The sequence below is a fragment of the Pseudotenacibaculum sp. MALMAid0570 genome, from assembly GCF_040151415.1.
Classification (GTDB): domain Bacteria; phylum Bacteroidota; class Bacteroidia; order Flavobacteriales; family Flavobacteriaceae; genus Polaribacter.
In genome coordinates this window covers 155,501-172,617 of the sequence record NZ_JBDKWF010000044.1, presented here as the reverse complement: position 1 = coordinate 172,617, position 17,117 = coordinate 155,501, and the positions used below count along the sequence as shown (strand labels likewise).

Genomic DNA, 17,117 nt, shown 5'->3' with positions numbered 1-17,117 from the left:
AAGTAAGGATGATTACAGGAAAAAACTATATAGGAAACCAACTATCAGCAAAAGGTACTACCACTCACAAAACAATCAACCCTCAGTTGAATGAAGAAAATCCAACACCTTTTTTTCAAGCAACATTAGAAGAAGTAGATCAAGCAGTTGAATTAGCAGATAAAGCATTTAAAACCTACAGAAAGGTTTCTGGAGCAAAAAGAGCTGCTTTTTTAAATGCCATTGCTGATGAGATATTAGCGTTAGATAATGAGTTAATAAGAATGTATGTTTCTGAATCTGGGTTGCCTGAAGGAAGAGCTATGGGAGAAAGAGGGAGAACTGTAGGTCAATTAAGAGCTTTCGCAGATTTAATCTCATCAGAAGATTGGAGAAATAGAACAATCGACGAAGCAATTCCTAACAGAGAACCATTACCAAAATCAGATATCAGAAAGACATCTATTCCATTAGGACCGGTAGTAGTATTTGCTGCAAGTAATTTTCCATTAGCGTTTTCAACTGCTGGAGGAGACACAGCAAGTGCGTTAGCATCAGGTTGTCCAGTAATTGTAAAATCACATGCAATGCATTCTGGAACAGGAGAATTAGTAGCTTCAGCAATAATAAAAGCAGCAGAAAAAACGGGAATGCCAAATGGCGTCTTTTCTAATATTACAGGAAGTGGTAGAGTAGTAGGAACAGCTTTGGTAAAACATCCTAAAGTAAAAGCAGTAGGTTTTACAGGAAGCATAGCTGGAGGTAGAGCTCTTTATAATTTAGCAGCACAACGAGAAGAACCTATTCCTGTTTTTGCAGAAATGGGAAGTATCAACCCTGTTGTGATTATGCCAAATGTACTTGCGAAAAAAGCTGAAGAAACAGCTTCTACTTACGCAGGATCAATCACTTTAGGAACAGGTCAGTTTTGTACAAACCCTGGATTAATACTAACAATTGATGGAGAGAACACTACAACTTTTATAAGTGATTTAGCACAAAAAACCATAGATATTGCTCCTCAATGTATGTTACATCCAAATATTAAAGAGGGATATGAATCTAATGGAGAAATAGTTGCTTCTCAAAAAGGAGTAGAAGTAGTAAAACAAATCGAAGGAGAAATTGGTGAAAATTATGCAGCATCAAAAATCTGTGCAGTTTCAGGCGAAGACTTCTTAGCCAATCCTAAAATGCATACTGAGGTATTCGGACCATTTTCTTTGGTTGTCAAAGCAAAAGATCAACAAGAACTAATTCAAGTTATTGATAGTTTAGAAGGGCAATTAACAGGTACTGTTTTGGCAGAGAAGGAAGATTTTGAAGATTTACACAATGTTGTAGATTCATTACAAGCCAAAGTAGGAAGAATCATATTTAATGGAGTACCTACAGGAGTTGAAGTTTGCGAGTCTATGACTCATGGAGGACCTTATCCAGCTTCTACAGATTCAAGATTCACAGCAGTTGGAGTAGGATCTATTAAAAGATGGGTAAGACCTTTTAGCTACCAAGATTGGCCTTTTGAATTATTGCCTGAAGAGTTAAAAAGTTAACAGCTTATAAAATTGTCAATGAAGAGTTAATTAAAAACCAAATTTAAACAAACAACACACTATGAACTATTTACGATCATTGTTAGCCATTTTTTTATTCTCATTAATTATAAGTTGTGCTGATGATGGTCAGAATAGTTCTTCTAAAACTTTAAGTAGGATTATTGTTAACTATCAAGATCATGAGGGATACGACCAAAAGGAGTATCCCTTAGGTCTTTTTACAAGAGAGTACTACAAATCTGAAGCTCAGTTTGCAAAATTAATGTTAGAAGAGCTTGCAAAAATTAATACGAATAACTTAAAAGAAACAGAGCAAATCTCAGCAGAGCTTCTTAAGTTCGTATTACAAGATAAAATTGACTACTACGAATTTGAACGTTTTTTAAACCCCTTGCTTTCAGATTCTGGTTTCCATAGCAATTTAAACTATCAAGTAAGAACAATTACTAATTATCAGCAGGCTAAAGAATACTTAAATAGATTAAATGCAATTCCTGAATTTGTCAGTCAAAATTTTGTAAACCTTAGAGAAGGATTAGAAAAAGGAGTATCGCAGCCTCTAGTTATTTTTAAAGGATACGAATCAACTTATGATGATCATATTGTAGACAACTATCAAGATAGCTATTTTTATTCGCCTTTTAAAAATCTGCCAAGCTCATTAACATCAGAACAAAAAGATTCTATACAACAAGCAGCAAAGGAAACCATAGAAAAGAATGTAATTCCTCAATTCAAAAAAATAAAAACTTTTTTTGAAACCGAGTATTTGCCAACAACAAGAACAACTTTGGGAGTTTCAGAGACACCAAACGGAAAACAATACTATCAGAATCGAATCAATTTTTATACAACAAGTACAAAATATACTGCTGATGATATTCATCAAATTGGACTAAAAGAAGTAGCTCGTATCAAAGCAGAAATGCAAAAAATTATCAAAGAAGTCAACTTTAAAGGAAGCTTTGCTGATTTTTTAAAATTCCTAAGAACTGATGAACAATTCTACGCAAAAACACCGAAAGAACTATTGATGATTGCCAGAGACATGGCAAAAAGAGCAGATGCCCAGTTACCTAGATTCTTTAAAACATTACCAAGAAAACCTTATGGCGTAGCACCCGTACCGGATGCTATTGCACCAAAATACACTGGAGGTAGATATATTCCGGCTGCAAAGAATAGTACCAATCCAGGATATTATTGGGTAAACACCTATGATCTTCCTAGTAGAACTTTATACACATTACCTTCTTTAACAGTGCATGAAGCTGTTCCTGGTCACCATTTGCAAGGCTCATTAAATAACGAATTAGGAGATAGTATTCCTCAATTTAGACGCAATTTGTATTTGTCAGCTTATGGAGAAGGATGGGGATTGTACTCTGAATTCTTAGCCGAAGAAATGGGCATGTATACAACTCCTTATGAACACTTTGGTAAGCTAACCTATGAAATGTGGAGAGCTTGTAGACTGGTCGTTGATACTGGAATTCATGCCAAAGGATGGACACGCCAGCAAGTAGTAGATTATATGAGTTCTAATACAGCGCTGTCTTTGCATGAAGTGAATACAGAAACAGATCGTTATATTTCTTGGCCCGGGCAAGCATTGTCCTACAAGGTAGGAGAGTTGAAAATCAGAGAACTGAGAAAAAAAGCGGAAAAAGAATTAGGAAGTAAATTTGATATTAGAGAATTTCATGAGGTAATCTTAGAGCAAGGAACCGTAACCTTGGCAATTCTCGAAAACAGAATCAATAATTATATAGATAAAACAATCAATGAGTAGAAAGACTTTCTTTTGTGTTGATGCCCATACCTGTGGGAACCCTGTACGAGTAGTTGCAGGAGGTGGCCCTAATTTAAAAGGCAACACTATGAGTGAAAAACGTCAACATTTTTTAAAAGAATACGATTGGATCCGTAAGGGATTGATGTTTGAACCACGAGGGCATGACATGATGAGCGGATCTATTTTATTTCCACCTCACAATCCAGAAAATGATTTTTCAATCTTGTTTATTGAAACTTCAGGATGTTTGCCAATGTGCGGACATGGAACTATTGGAACTATTACTATTGCCATTGAAGAAGGTTTGGTAACTCCTAAAATTCCTGGAAAGATTAAAATGGAAGCACCAGCCGGATTGGTTGAAATAGAGTACCAACAAACGGGTAAAAAAGTAGATTGGGTAAAGTTAACCAATGTGAAAAGCTACTTAGCTGCTGAAGGATTAACAGTTCATTGTCCTGACTTAGGCGAGTTAACTTTTGATGTGGCTTATGGAGGTAATTATTATGCAATTATAGATCCCCAAAAGAATTTTGCAGGAGTTCAAGATTTTACGGCAAGTAAGATTGTGCAATACTCTCAAATTGTTCGAGATAGAATCAACAATCGATACCCAAACATGTTTATTCATCCAGAAAATGATACCATTAGAGATGTAAGTCATTTATTATGGACAGGAGATACCATTAATGAGAACTCTTCTGGAAGAAATGCGGTATTTTATGGAGATAAAGCAATAGATAGATCTCCTTGTGGAACAGGAACATCAGCAAGATTAGCCCAATTACATGCGAAAGGATTGCTACAAAAAGGAGAAGAGTACATTCATGAAAGTTTTATAGGAAGCACTTTTGTGGGATGTGTAGAAAAAGAGACGGAATTAGATGGTAAACCTGCCATCATTCCAAGTATAAAAGGCTGGGCCAAAGTCTATGGATACAATACCATCATAATTGATGATGAGGACGATCCGTATGCACATGGTTTTCAGGTAATATAACAATACAATGAAAAAAATAAACTTCATACTTCTTCTGCTTTTCGGAGGAATGTTTTTTGCAAATTCACAACAAGTTACTAAAGAGAATTACGAAAGTGCTGTTAGCTTTATGTACGCTAATTACAATAACAAAACAGCGTTTAATTTATTTACTAATGTCTACTGGTTTGAAGACAATTCTGGAATCTGGTTTGTAGATTATAGTTTGGATAAAAGAGTTTATAAGACAGTTAATTTCAAAAAAAAGAAAGTAACTGAGCTGTTTGATCATACAAGATTGGCTAAATCATTAGGAGAGTTTTTTGAACAACAAGTTGAAGCAAATCAATTATCGTTATCAAATATTCAGAGAACCAAAGAAGGAAACCTCACATTTAGTACAAATAGAAAAAATGTTGAATTAAATCTTTCTACATATCAAGTAACAGAACAAGAAAGAGAGTCGCAAGAACCTAATAATCCTTATGAAAGTAAATCGCCAGATGGGAAATGGATTGCCTACACTAAAGATTATAATCTCTTTATTAAGTCTACAGAAACCGACCAAGAGTATCAATTAAGTTCTCAAGGAAAAAAAGGATATGAATATGCATCTTGGTATGGATGGTATGATAAGATGGAAGGAGAAAATGGAGACAGACCCAAACGTTTTTATGTAGATTGGTCTGAAGACTCTAAATGGATATCTACAAGTATTGTAGATACTCGAAAGGCTGAAAAAATGTATTTGCTAGATTGGAGTATCGATTCATTATACAAGCCAAAATTATTGTCTTATTATAGAGGATCACCAGGCGATACAACCATGGTTCACTTAACTCCTGTATTCTTTAATGTAGATACTAAAAAAGAAGTAAAAACCTCATTACCAACAGCAACTCACATCAATTCTGTTGGAGCAGGTTGGTTAAAAGAATCTGGAAAACTAATAGCTGGTTACGCAGAAAGAGGATACCTCAGGCAATATGTAAAATTACTGGATCTTAACACAAATAAAGAAACAACTTTGGTAGATGAAACTAGTGATACTGGAATTGATAATTTCGAATACAGGACACTAGAAAGTAAAGGAAAACTAATCCTATTATCAGAAAGAAGTGGTTGGCGCCAGTTGTATATGGTCGATATGAATTCTGGTAAAACTACCTCTCTAACCAATGGTGAGTATTACATTAATTCCATTCAACACATCGATGAAAAGAATGAAACGATCTACTTCTTAGCTTCAGGAAAAGAAGAAGGAAACAACCCATATCATCAACAATTGTACAGGGTGAATTTTAAAGGAAAAGTAAAATTACTGACTCCTGAAAATGAACATCACATCATTAATTTTTCCAAAGATGGGAAACACTTTGTAGATAATTATTCAACCATTCAAAACCCTAATAAAACAGTATTGAGACTGGCAAAAACGGGAAAAGTTATTGCAGAGCTAACAACAGCAGATATTTCAGAAGCGGTTTCTAGAGGTTATAAAGTTCCAGAAGTTTTTACCACCACAGCAAAAGATGGAAAAACAACCATATATGGAGCTTTTTGGAAACCTACACATTTCGATCCTTCGAAATCATATCCAATTATAGATGCTACTTACACGGGACCTCATACACAACGTTTTCCAAAATCGTTTGGAGGTGTGTTTAGTGAACAATCCTTGGCAGAATTAGGGTTTATTGTTGTTCGGGTTGATGGTTTAGGAACTTCAGGTCGATCCAAAGAATTCCACGATCATTCCTATAAAAACATGGGTGATAATCTGAAAGATCATGTTATTGCCATCAAATATTTAGCCAATCAATACTCTTGGATAGATGGAGATAAAGTAGGAATCTTCGGACACTCAGCTGGAGGTTTTGATACGGGAAGAGCCTTGTTAGCATTTCCAGATTTTTACAAGGTAGGTGTGGCGAGTTCTGCTGATCATGATTTTAGAATGGAAAAAGCTTGGTGGCCAGAAATGTATCAAGGTTGGCCTATAGACGATACTTATGAGCAAGTTTCAAATATCACGAATGCTAAGAACTTAAAAGGAAAATTATTGCTTACTCATGGCGGATTAGATGATAATGTAAATCCATCCGCAACTTTTAAATTAGCTGAAGCATTAATCAAAGCAGATAAAGATTTTGATTTGTTAATTTTACCAAGTCAAAGACATGGGTATCAAGGTACACATCGTTTGTATTTCATCAAAAAGAGATGGAACTATTTTGTAGAACACTTGCTTGGAGCAAAGCCAATTTGGAATTTTAAATGGGAATAAAAAAATGAGTAAAAGAGTTGTAGTTATTGGAGGAGGTATTATGGGGTTGAGTACCGCATACTATCTTCAAAAAGAAGGACATCAAGTAACAGTTGTAGATAAGTCCGATTTTACAAAAGGAGCCTCTTATGTAAACGCAGGATACATTACACCTAGTCATATTATATCTCTGGCATCACCAGGAATTATTACCAAGGGATTAAAATGGATGTTGAATCCTGCCAGTCCGTTTTATGTAAAACCAAGGTTAGATGCAGACTTTTTAAAATGGAGTTTAGCATTTAAGAAATCAGCCAATCATAAGAAGGTAGCTCAATCTATTCCTGTCATCAAAGACATCAATATTCTGAGTAGAGAATTGTACAAAGAGATTAAATCTTCTGGCGATTTTTCTTTTCATTACGAAGACAAAGGATTATTAATGGCCTATCAAACAGAAAAAGCTGGTGAAGCTGAGTGGGAAGTAGGAAAGAAAGCCATAGAACTTGGCCTTGAAGTAGAACACCTTTCAGCGAAAGAAGTTGCAGCACTAGAGCCGAATGCCAATTTAAATGTAAAAGGGGCAGTACATTATCATTGTGATGCTCACATGACTCCTGGTGATTTTATGAAAGACATGTTGGAGTATTTAAAAGCAAACGGAGTCACCGTTTTGGCCGAAGAAGAAGTAGTTGATATCGAAAAATCCGGAAATTCCATTTCTAAAATCATTACAGATAAAAGAGAATTAGTAGCCGATGAATATGTTATGGCTGCAGGAAGTTGGAGCCCGCTGATGAGTAAAAAACTTGGGATTAAAATGCTATTGCAGGCAGGAAAAGGATATAGAATCAATGTCGCAAGAGAAACCAATATTACGGTGCCTACTATTTTAATGGAATCGAAAGTTGCAGTAACTCCTATGGATGGATTTACTCGTTTTGCAGGTACCATGGAAATTAGTGGAATCAATCATAAAATCAATCCAGTCCGTGTAAATGCTATTGCAGATGCCGGAAAGCGATTTTACGAAGGTTTGGAAATTACCGAACAAGAAAAAGCAGATGCGCAATGTGGATTAAGACCAGTAACCCCAGATGGATTACCTTATATTGGACGCTCTTCTAAATGTGATAACTTAGTCATTGCAGCTGGACATGCTATGATGGGTTGGAGTATGGGACCAGCAACAGGAAAACTGGTTACAGAGATTGTTTCAGAACAAAAACCATCTTTAGATTTAACACCGTACAACCCAGATAGGAAGTTTTAAGATTGCCACCTCGAGCGCAGTCGAGATGACAAAAAGAATAAAAAAACAGAAGACAAACAACACATTTTATCTATGCGTTATTCTAAAATTCCAAATTCACTATTCATAAAAAACAGAAAGAATTTCATCGCTCAGATGAAACCTAATAGCATTGCTATTTTAACATCCAACGATGTACAACATACCAATGCTGATGATGTGATGGGATTTGCTCAGAATAACGACTTGTTTTACTTGTGTGGAATCGATCAAGAGGAAACAATTCTTGTGCTCTATCCAGATGCAGCAAAAGAGCAAAATGAAGCGATTTTGTTCGTCAAAGAAACCAATGAACATATCAAAATTTGGGACGGAGAAAAACTGACCAAAGAGCAAGCCACAGAACTCTCTGGAATTGATCGAGTAGAGTGGGCTAAAGATTTTGAAATGATCTTACAATACATGGCTTTTGAAGCCGATGGTTTTTATTTAGGTCACAATGAACATTTAAAGCGTAGCACCAAAGATCAAGAAACTCAACAAGATAGAATGATCCAATGGTGCAAACAGAAATATCCGTTACACGAGTATCATCGAGCTGCAAAAATTACAAGAGATTTACGTCCGATTAAGAGCCAAGAAGAAATAGATTTGATTCAGAAAGCTGCTGACATTAGTGTGGAAGGATTTCATCGTGTGCTAAAAGCGGTAAAACCCGGAATCAAAGAATACGAATTAGAAGCTGAACTGACGTACAATTTGGTAAAGTCTGGTGCTACACGTCATGCCTTTAAACCTATTGTAGCTTCAGGAAAAAATGCTTGTGCCTTGCATTATAATACCAATGATGGAGTTTGTAAGGATGGCGAGATGATTTTACTAGATTTTGGCGTTTGTTATGCCAATTACAATAGTGATACTACACGTTGTATTCCAGTAAACGGAAAATTTTCTGAGCGACAAAAAGAAGTGTACAATGCCGTGTTGTATTGCCTAAAAGAAGGTAGTAAACTCCTAAAGCACGGCGTCGTGCATTCTAAGTATGAAGAACAAATGGCAGCATTGGTAGAAGCGCAATTAATTAAGTTAGGATTGTTAAATGCTGATGAAGTATCAAAACAAGATCCTAAAAAACCATTGTACAAAAAATACTTTATGCACGGTACAGCTCATCATATAGGGCTAGACGTACACGATGTAGGATTGTATTCTAGAACCCTAGAAGCAGGTATGGTATTTACTTGCGAGCCAGGAATTTACATTCCTGAAGAAGGAATTGGTTGCCGTTTAGAAAACGACTATTTGATTACCCAAGACGGAAATATCAATTTAACTGCAGCAATGCCTATTGAAATTGACGAGATTGAGGGGTTGGTTGGGTAAAATATAATATAGGTTTAGTAGCCTGTTTTTACTTTTGGGTGTCTTTCCATTGTTTTATTATCTGTTTCCTTTTTCGTCTTGCTTTTCCTTTAACCTCTTTAATCCAATCTTTAGATAGCCAGTTTACATATTTGTCTTTAAATTTTGAAAATCCATCACCGTTAATCCAAGGAAAATAGTATTCTATTAGATTTGGATTATTCTCACAAAACTTAAGTAAACAATTTTGGACACCTGTTAAAAGGGCGTAAGGCATTCTGTCAATATGATCAGCGATAATTATTGCTAACTCTCCTTTCGTAATATTTCGTTTTTGACATTCAGATTTTATATTTGTTTGTGTTGAGTCAGAAAAGAATATTGTAAGGATGGGTAAAGAGCTTTCTCCAAAAGCAATTATCTTTTTAGCTGACGTCTTTTTTATGATTTGTTTTGAGTTTCTAGTTTTGGAAACTTCATTCAACAATGAATCTATTTCAGCTTGGGTTTGTGAAAAACTTAAATTGAGATTCATGAGTAAAGTCAAAAATAGTAATCCGATTTTTTTCATACCAGGATAGAATTTGTTTCAAATCTATTCTTTTCTTAATTATTAGGAAAGGTCAAATGAGTAAACAGTTGTTTTGAGTTAGTCATTAGTTTTTACTAATAATTTAAAGAATCTAATTTTTCTAGATAATCTTTCTCAACTTTCGTACTTACTCTTAGTAAAATAGCTTTATATTGATAGTCAATATTCGAATTTAATGGTTCTGCAAGTATCCTAAATTTGTCAGTACCAATCTTCCAATATTTATTAATCCATAATATTGAATCAACTCCTTTTTGTATTTTTTCAGTTCCGCTTAGTAAGTATGTAGAATCTGTTTTTGTGATTTATTCGTACAATTAATTCAACCCCTTCAGGATATTTTTCAATTTGATAGTTGCCAAGGCGATAGAGCTTCCCAACAAGAGAGTCATTTTCATAAATTTCAAAAGTTCCAGTTTTGATTTCATCATTATTTTTGTGACTGCATCCTAATATGGATATAATAATTAAAGTAAAGAAGAATATTTTTACCATTTTTCATCTTGTTGGATATAGTTTTTATTCATCATCATAGGATCTTCTTTTTTCCCCTTTATACTTTGGGAATAAGTAAGATTTATTTTCAGATGTATTTAATTCAAATATTTTTTCTGTTAAAGTCCGTACTTCATATAAATATAGGTTATCTTTATTGTAGTCAGCTATGATTCTTTGCTCCATTGACCATTCATTGTGCCAAGCATCTGATAAAAGGATATCAATAGTTTCTTCTTTATCAAGCCCTTTTTTCTTTAGTTGTCTAATGTATGCTTTGTTAATCTTTTTAAGTCCTAATTCAACACTTTTTCGGTCATTTATAAATTCAGTTGTTTGAACTTGCATAAGGCCAAGAGAATGCTCCTTTCTTGTTAATCTAAAACGAATATTTTCTATCAAACGAGCTGCTTTTGGCCGATTAAAATCTTCGTAAATCATTATAGCATAAACTATTGATTTTAATTTATCGTTTTTAATCCTTTCGTTTACTAAACTGCCATATTTTTTTCTAAAACTAGAAAGTCTTTTTTTTAAATAATTATCTTTCCTCTTAATAGTTTTATCAGATGAAATTCTGATTTGATTAAGTGTGTGAAAGATAAATATTAAAATTATTATCCATAATTCATTTGATACAGTTTCAAAGTCAGGAAGTATATTCTCTTTTTTGTAAATTATTTCGGTATAAGCAAAATATGATATTGAAATTATTGAAACCCAATAAAGAAATTGCCTATACCAATTCATTAAAAGACCGCGATTAGTAATAAGATTGAAAGTTAATCGAAAAAGAATATAGTAAATTGAAATGAAGTATATATTATTTACAAATCTGTCTAATCCAATTTTATAAAGAATCGCAGAAATAATAAATAAATAAACAACAGGACTTATTATTCGAAACAGAAAGTTAAATGCAGGCGCTTCTTCAACTTTTAAGAACATTGAGATTTGCATATATCCAATGGAATAAGAATGTCTTCCAATCCAATTGATTAAGAAGAATAGGATTATGCCTAAAATAAAGTGTAGAACATGAATTTCTATCATATATTTATATTAAGTTTCACTTATATCTAAGAAACTATAATGCTTATAATTTATAACCAACCAAATATCTAAGATGTGTGCAATTTTTTAGGATACTGACTTCTCAATCTTTCTCGCAGTAAGCAAGTGCGCTCGAAGTGGCAAATCCAAATATCGTTACATTGGGGACGTAACTTGTTGGTTGTTCCGAAGGTAAGAAAAATTATTAAATGATTTGAGATTACACCCCTACTTATCATCAATAGATACAAACTGATATACTCGTAGTTTACTTTTAATAATCAATCAATGATTATTCTGAAATGATTTCCCATTCTATGTTTTTCAGTAGGTATCTATGACTGGCCTTTTTTAAATCTGTTCCTTCTGGAACTGGTATTCCCGCTCTCAAAAGGTTCTTTTTATTGTATATAAAAACAGGGAGGTCATACCTTTGAATAAGGGTTCCAGTTACTCTAAGTACTTTACCATTATCTCCTCCGTAATAATATTCATAAGGCCAACTGTCTTTTCCTTTGATATAAACCCAATAATTATTCTTAGTCATTATAAAGGCTCCTAATTTTGAGTTCATAGCTGTCCCTGTTATAGTAACCTTACGACCAAGCATACTCTTCAAGGTCTGTTTATCAACAGTGTTTATTACAATTGGTTTCGCACATGAAACAGAAAGAATTAATAAGAGAAGTAGAATGTTTAGTTTTTTCATAATTTATTTTTGGAGAATATTGAATAAAATTACAGAGGATGAATTCCCTAATCCGCTTATCTGCCAGTTATGCAGGATCAAACTGACATATTCGCAATGATTTTTAACACGACATATCTGCCACAATTTTCCATTCACCATCCATCTTTTTAAAGATGATCATAAAGACACCATTGGCATTTCCTACTACTCTTGTTAGATGATATTCGCCCATTACATAATATGAATTCGATTCTATTTGAGTAATGTCATTCACTTTAAAAACCAAGGTTCCCGTATGTTCTTTAGTAGGATATCGTTTTTTATAACCTTCTAGTGTTTTGTTCCATCCATAAGTGAGCCCACTACTACCATAAAATTTTAAAGAGTCACTCTTCCAATAACCTTGCATAAAACCTTCCAGATCATGATTAGACCATGCCTTTTCTTGGTTTTTTATAATGGAAAGGATTGTAGCAGTATCCTCTTTTTCAGTGGAAGTAGTACAAGAATGTAGAGCAATCAAAAAGATGAATAAGAACTGAATTTTTCTCATATGATATTCTTTACTCGTAAGATACAAAAAACCCTTTGATAAAAAATCAAAGGGTTTTTATATATACTTTAAAAGAAGCTCTTTAAATATTCAAACTATTAAAAAGCTCTTTTAATTTCTCATTAGATGGTCTTGGCGCATCCGGAGTTACGATGTTTCCTTTTGGATCAATTAATATAAATCTTGGAATTCCGTTAATCTTATAGTTTTGTACAAACTCAGATTTCCAATCGTTGTCAGCTAATAACTGAATACCTCCTAATTCTTTTTCTTTGATCATTGTTTTCCACTTGTCGTAGTCTTTTTTCTGATCGATAGAAATACTTACAAACTCGATGTTCTTCCCGTGATAAGCTTTCTCTACTTTTTTCAAGTAAGGAATTTCAGCTTTACATGGTCCGCACCAAGTTGCCCATACGTCAACGTATACATATTTTCCTTTCAAATCATCTAAAGAAGTAGTTCCTCCCGCATTGTTCTCATAAGCGATAAACTTAGGAGAAGCTTTTCCTTTTCCTAATACAGTGTTTAAGAATAACTTCTCTTCATGATAGCTTGCTAAGTATCTTTTTAATCCAGAGAAGTCTTTTTTCTCTGCAGCAACAAATGAAGAATCTAATCCGCTAACTCCCTCAAGAGTTTTCATAAAGTCACTTTCGATACCTTCTAGTTTTTTAGCAAAGTCTTCTTTGCTTAATGAAAACATAGATTCGTCACCAAAAACGGCTTCTTGATCTAAAGCTTTTTTAGCTAAGTAATTGTTAGCTTCAGCTCCGTTACCAGTATATACAATAGTTTCGTCAAACTGTTCTGTGTTTAAAGTTAGTTTTAACTCAAATCCGTTTTTCAGATATAAAGCAGTTCCTTCTTTTCCATCAAAAATGCTATGAGAGCCGTTAGTTACTTTTAATGTGTCACTAAAAGTCCCATCTTCTGCAACTGCAATTCTCTTTTTAAAAGCTCTATCAGCTCTAGAGTATACAATCAACGAATCTGAATTTGGATTGGTTATTTTTCCAGAAAAGACTACATAATCTTTTTGTTCTTGTTGACAAGCTACTACTGTTAAAAGAGCAATAGCTAAGTACATTAATTTTTTCATTATTTGTTTTTATTTAAGGGTTGAATATACTTGAAAATATTTAATTAATTCACATAAATAACTTTATTCATGACAACTACACGTAGGTCTTGTAAAGCTCATTGTATCTACATTAAACGGAACCCCTTGGTTATAATTACCCTGTTCCCAATAAAACTTACTACGTTTTTTATCGTAATTACCAATTTCATTCATTGTAGAAATATCAAATAAGCGTCCGTTTACCATAGTGTAGATTACAGAATTGGTATGCTCTATTTTTTCTAGAGGATTGTTGTCTAAAACAATAAGGTCGGCTAATTTTCCTTCTTTTAAAGAACCAATTTCATCATCTACTCCAATGTATTCTGCACCGTTGATGGTTGCTGCTTTTAAAGCCTCTAAATTACTCATTCCGCCTTGTTGTAACATCCATAGTTCCCAATGAGCTCCTAATCCTTGCAATTGCCCGTGAGCTCCAACATTTGCTTTTACTCCCACTTTAGAAAGATCCGTTACTGTTCTTGAAGATAACATGTGTCCGTTATGATATTCTTCATCAGGAATCATCAATCTGTGACGTGATCTAGAATCAACCACATATCTAGGAGTATACTTTAAAAGTGTTTTGTTTTCCCAAACATTATTATTTTGGTAGAAATACATTTCACCATTCATTCCTCCGTAGTTAACAATTAGGGTAGGAGTATATCCCACTTTACTATTACTCCATAGAGAAAGAATGTCTTTGTAAACAGGGTTTACTGGAATATTGTGTTCAATTCCCGTATGACCGTCGAAAATCATACTCATATTGTGGAAGAAAGTTGATCCTCCTTCTGGAACAACATTTACTCCTAACTCTCTCGCAGCTTGCATCACTTGTTGTCGTTGTTCTCTTCTAGGTTGATTGTAACTCTTCACAGAACGAGCTCCAAATGCTTTGGTACGTTCAATTGCAAACCTCGCATCCTCTAGATTATTAATCACGGCTTTGAAATCTCCTTCAGCTCCATATAAAATAAATCCAGTTGAAAACAATCTAGGACCTACTGTTAATCCAGCACGTTGTAACTCTTCTAAAGTGAATGCTGCTTGCGTATGCACAGAAGGGTCATGAGATGTTGTAACTCCAAAGGCTAAGTTCGCATAAAATTGCCAGTGTTTTTGAGTACTCAATCCATTTCTAAAAGCTCCTACGTGTGCATGAACATCTACAATTCCTGGCATGATGGTTTTTCCTTTTACATCATACACTTTTGCATCTGAAGGAACAGTAACAGCTGATGATTTTCCAATCTTTTCAATCTTGTTTTTATTGATGATGATGGTCCCGCTTTCAATCACTTTATCTCCGTCCATTGTAATCAATCGGGCATTGGTAAAAGCAATGCGTCCATCAGGAACATCGGATTTCATTTTCAATCCAATTTTGATACTCGTTTCTGCATTAGAATTTAGGTTGGTTTTAGAGAAAGGATCTTTTGTATTATCCTGAATTTTTTTAGTAAATAGTTGTTCACCTAAGGTCCAACTAATGGCATCACTGGAACCAGACCAATGAATATTAATCCCCGCTTTTTTAGACAGACTTTCTACTTTAAAGTTCTTTGTGTTGGCATCTAAACTTAATTCTTTTCCGTTCATTACAAAGGGAGCTACATACACCTTGTGCAAGTGTACCATGGCAATCCATTTGTTATCTGGACTTGGAAGAATTCTGTTTGCTAGTTTGGAAGAAAAATGTGTTCTTTCTTTGTTTCCAGTAAGATCTACACTTTTTAATTTTTTTGTCAAGCTTCCAAAGAAAGTTCCTCCAGTTTGGAAGAATACACGTTTTCCGTCTTCGGAGAATTGTGGAAATTCTCCACTTTCAGAAATTCGTTTCGGGTAAGAACCATTTCGACTCATGGTGTAGATTCCCGTTTCTTTTGTGAAGTCAAATCCTTGATCTCCATTTCCTCCTTCTTTTCTGAAGGCAATTTTGGTTCCAGAACCATCATAGACTGGAGTTCTGTAGATTCCTTTTTTCTTGGTAAGTTTAGTTAATCCAGTACCATCTACATTTACTTTGTAAATCGCGCCTAGATTTTCATCGTTCCATGTCACAAAAAGGAGAGATTTGCTGTCAGAAGAGAAGCTAGGGTCGGCTTCAAAATCTGATAAACTAGTAACTCGTTTGGGAGAACCATTGGGTAAACTTTTGGTATAGATGTGTCCCAATGCAGTAAATACTAAAGTTTTTCCGTTAGGGGAAGTTTTCGCATCCTTAATCATCTTAGAAGTAAAAGTCTCTGTATATACAGGTCTTTTTACTCGATGTGTTTCTGCTAGTTTGATATCTGCGTTTACTTCAAAAGGAATCACTTTTGCAAGTTTAGAATCGAGATTGATGGTGTTGATTTTTCCACCACTCCAAAACACGATGTTTTTATTATCAGGCATCCAGCTAAATCGAGGGTATACCCCGAAAATAGCCCAAGCTTCTGATTGATCTTTGTCTAAGTCAAAGTACAAAGGTGTTTCTTCTCCAGTTTCTAAATTGTGAATGTATAAGACACTCTTCTCACGAACCCTTTTAATAAATGCCAAATGTTTTCCGTCTGGAGAAACTACGGGTCTTGCAGCACCTCCAGGGCCACCTGTAACTGTTGTGGTCTTTCCTGTTTCAAACTCATAACGCTTGATGACATAAATCTGTTTGTTAGGATCTTTGTTGTATTGAAAGAAACCTCCAGGATACATGTCTTCTCCATAGTATAAGTATTTTCCATCTGGAGAAACCGACGGATCGTTTACATCTTGCTGATCGTTCTTACGTTTGGTTAATTTTAAACCGCCAGAACCTTGTAATGGGTATTGCCACATTTCTCCAGCTCCTAATGAACGTTGAGAAGTAAAATGTTTTCTAGCGATGATTGATTTTCCGTCCGCCGACCATACAGAATTGTTTAGCAACCTGAATTTCTCTTTGGTGATGGATTTTGCATTCTTTCCGTCTGCGGTCATAATCCAAATATTATCTCCTCCTTCTGCATCACTTGTAAAAGAAATGTATTTTCCATCAGGGCTAAACTTTGGTTGTAGTTCGTAGGCTAAGCCTGTTCTTAAAGCAGTTGCTTTACCACCCGTAATTGGTAATGTATAAATATCACCGAGAAGGTCAAAAACTATGGTTTTTCCATCTGGACTTACATCTAAGTTCATCCAAGTTCCCTCATCTGTTTTTAAATTGAAAGATTTATACTTCCAATCTTTATGTGGATTATTTACATCCCAGCCTTTCTTTTTAGTATCGTTCTTTTTTTGTGCAATAGTGGTAAATGAAAAAGAAAAAATGAGTATGGCTATGAGAAGTTTGCGTAACATAATGATTAGTAAATTTGTTTGATTGCTTAAATATAGAAAATAGCTAGTGTTTTTAAGGTTTTGAAAAGCAATTTTAACACCATCAGCTGAT

The 17,117-nt window shown here is 34.4% G+C and carries 12 protein-coding genes; 6 read left to right on the top strand and 6 right to left on the bottom strand.

Going from position 1 to position 17,117, the window contains the following annotated elements:
- Nucleotides 1–8 precede the first annotated feature (8 nt).
- The 6 genes from AAON49_RS02840 (at nucleotide 9) to AAON49_RS02815 (ending at nucleotide 9,213) form a co-directional block, all read left to right on the top strand.
- Nucleotides 9–1,535 (top strand): aldehyde dehydrogenase (NADP(+)), encoded by a 1,527-nt coding sequence (locus AAON49_RS02840; RefSeq protein ID WP_349552494.1) that lies wholly within the window; start codon nucleotides 9–11, stop codon nucleotides 1,533–1,535.
- Between the two features lie 61 nt (nucleotides 1,536–1,596).
- On the top strand, nucleotides 1,597–3,330 hold the full coding sequence (locus AAON49_RS02835; RefSeq protein ID WP_349552492.1) for a DUF885 domain-containing protein: 1,734 nt from the start codon (nucleotides 1,597–1,599) through the stop codon (nucleotides 3,328–3,330).
- The gene (locus tag AAON49_RS02830; RefSeq protein ID WP_349552491.1) at nucleotides 3,323–4,333 is read left to right on the top strand and encodes a 4-hydroxyproline epimerase; all 1,011 of its coding nucleotides are present in this window, start codon (nucleotides 3,323–3,325) and stop codon (nucleotides 4,331–4,333) included. The genes AAON49_RS02835 and AAON49_RS02830 overlap by 8 nt, the downstream gene beginning before the upstream one ends.
- Nucleotides 4,334–4,340: 7 nt before the next feature.
- A complete protein-coding gene (locus tag AAON49_RS02825) occupies nucleotides 4,341–6,599 on the top strand; it encodes a S9 family peptidase (RefSeq protein ID WP_349552489.1) in 2,259 nt (752 codons plus the stop codon).
- A 4-nt stretch (nucleotides 6,600–6,603) separates the two neighbouring features.
- A complete protein-coding gene (locus AAON49_RS02820) occupies nucleotides 6,604–7,851 on the top strand; it encodes an NAD(P)/FAD-dependent oxidoreductase (protein WP_349552488.1) in 1,248 nt (415 codons plus the stop codon).
- 72 nt (nucleotides 7,852–7,923) lie between these two features.
- Nucleotides 7,924–9,213: an aminopeptidase P family protein gene (locus AAON49_RS02815; protein WP_349552487.1), complete on the top strand. Its 1,290-nt coding sequence runs from the start codon at nucleotides 7,924–7,926 to the stop codon at nucleotides 9,211–9,213.
- Nucleotides 9,214–9,241: 28 nt separating this feature from the next.
- On the opposite strand, the gene AAON49_RS02810 is transcribed toward AAON49_RS02815, so the two are convergent.
- From AAON49_RS02810 to AAON49_RS02785, 6 genes are all read right to left on the bottom strand, one after another.
- Nucleotides 9,242–9,727 carry a hypothetical protein gene (locus tag AAON49_RS02810; RefSeq protein WP_349552485.1) on the bottom strand — a complete coding sequence of 162 codons (486 nt, stop codon included), beginning with the start codon at nucleotides 9,725–9,727 and terminating at the stop codon, nucleotides 9,242–9,244.
- A 576-nt stretch (nucleotides 9,728–10,303) separates the two neighbouring features.
- On the bottom strand, nucleotides 10,304–11,332 hold the full coding sequence (locus AAON49_RS02805) for a hypothetical protein (RefSeq protein ID WP_349552484.1): 1,029 nt from the start codon (nucleotides 11,330–11,332) through the stop codon (nucleotides 10,304–10,306).
- Between the two features lie 292 nt (nucleotides 11,333–11,624).
- A complete protein-coding gene (locus tag AAON49_RS02800) occupies nucleotides 11,625–12,041 on the bottom strand; it encodes a hypothetical protein (RefSeq protein ID WP_349552483.1) in 417 nt (138 codons plus the stop codon).
- Between the two features lie 103 nt (nucleotides 12,042–12,144).
- Nucleotides 12,145–12,576, bottom strand: a complete 432-nt coding sequence (locus tag AAON49_RS02795) for a YybH family protein (protein ID WP_349552481.1) — start codon at nucleotides 12,574–12,576, stop codon at nucleotides 12,145–12,147.
- 82 nt (nucleotides 12,577–12,658) lie between these two features.
- Nucleotides 12,659–13,678, bottom strand: coding sequence for a TlpA family protein disulfide reductase (locus tag AAON49_RS02790; RefSeq protein WP_349552479.1), 1,020 nt, complete (start codon nucleotides 13,676–13,678; stop codon nucleotides 12,659–12,661).
- Nucleotides 13,679–13,741: 63 nt separating this feature from the next.
- Nucleotides 13,742–17,026, bottom strand: a complete 3,285-nt coding sequence (locus AAON49_RS02785; RefSeq protein ID WP_349552477.1) for an amidohydrolase family protein — start codon at nucleotides 17,024–17,026, stop codon at nucleotides 13,742–13,744.
- Between the last annotated feature and the right edge of the window lie 91 nt (nucleotides 17,027–17,117).

Excerpts from the sequence above, each read along its gene's own strand:
- AAON49_RS02840 (WP_349552494.1), top strand. The coding sequence starts at position 9 with ATGATTACAGGAAAAAACTATATAGGAAACCAACTATCAGCAAAAGGT.
- AAON49_RS02835 (WP_349552492.1), top strand. The coding sequence starts at position 1,597 with ATGAACTATTTACGATCATTGTTAGCCATTTTTTTATTCTCATTAATT.
- AAON49_RS02830 (WP_349552491.1), top strand. The coding sequence starts at position 3,323 with ATGAGTAGAAAGACTTTCTTTTGTGTTGATGCCCATACCTGTGGGAAC.
- AAON49_RS02825 (WP_349552489.1), top strand. The coding sequence starts at position 4,341 with ATGAAAAAAATAAACTTCATACTTCTTCTGCTTTTCGGAGGAATGTTT.
- AAON49_RS02820 (WP_349552488.1), top strand. The coding sequence starts at position 6,604 with ATGAGTAAAAGAGTTGTAGTTATTGGAGGAGGTATTATGGGGTTGAGT.
- AAON49_RS02815 (WP_349552487.1), top strand. The coding sequence starts at position 7,924 with ATGCGTTATTCTAAAATTCCAAATTCACTATTCATAAAAAACAGAAAG.
- AAON49_RS02810 (WP_349552485.1), bottom strand. The coding sequence starts at position 9,727 with ATGAATCTCAATTTAAGTTTTTCACAAACCCAAGCTGAAATAGATTCA.
- AAON49_RS02805 (WP_349552484.1), bottom strand. The coding sequence starts at position 11,332 with ATGATAGAAATTCATGTTCTACACTTTATTTTAGGCATAATCCTATTC.
- AAON49_RS02800 (WP_349552483.1), bottom strand. The coding sequence starts at position 12,041 with ATGAAAAAACTAAACATTCTACTTCTCTTATTAATTCTTTCTGTTTCA.
- AAON49_RS02795 (WP_349552481.1), bottom strand. The coding sequence starts at position 12,576 with ATGAGAAAAATTCAGTTCTTATTCATCTTTTTGATTGCTCTACATTCT.
- AAON49_RS02790 (WP_349552479.1), bottom strand. The coding sequence starts at position 13,678 with ATGAAAAAATTAATGTACTTAGCTATTGCTCTTTTAACAGTAGTAGCT.
- AAON49_RS02785 (WP_349552477.1), bottom strand. The coding sequence starts at position 17,026 with ATGTTACGCAAACTTCTCATAGCCATACTCATTTTTTCTTTTTCATTT.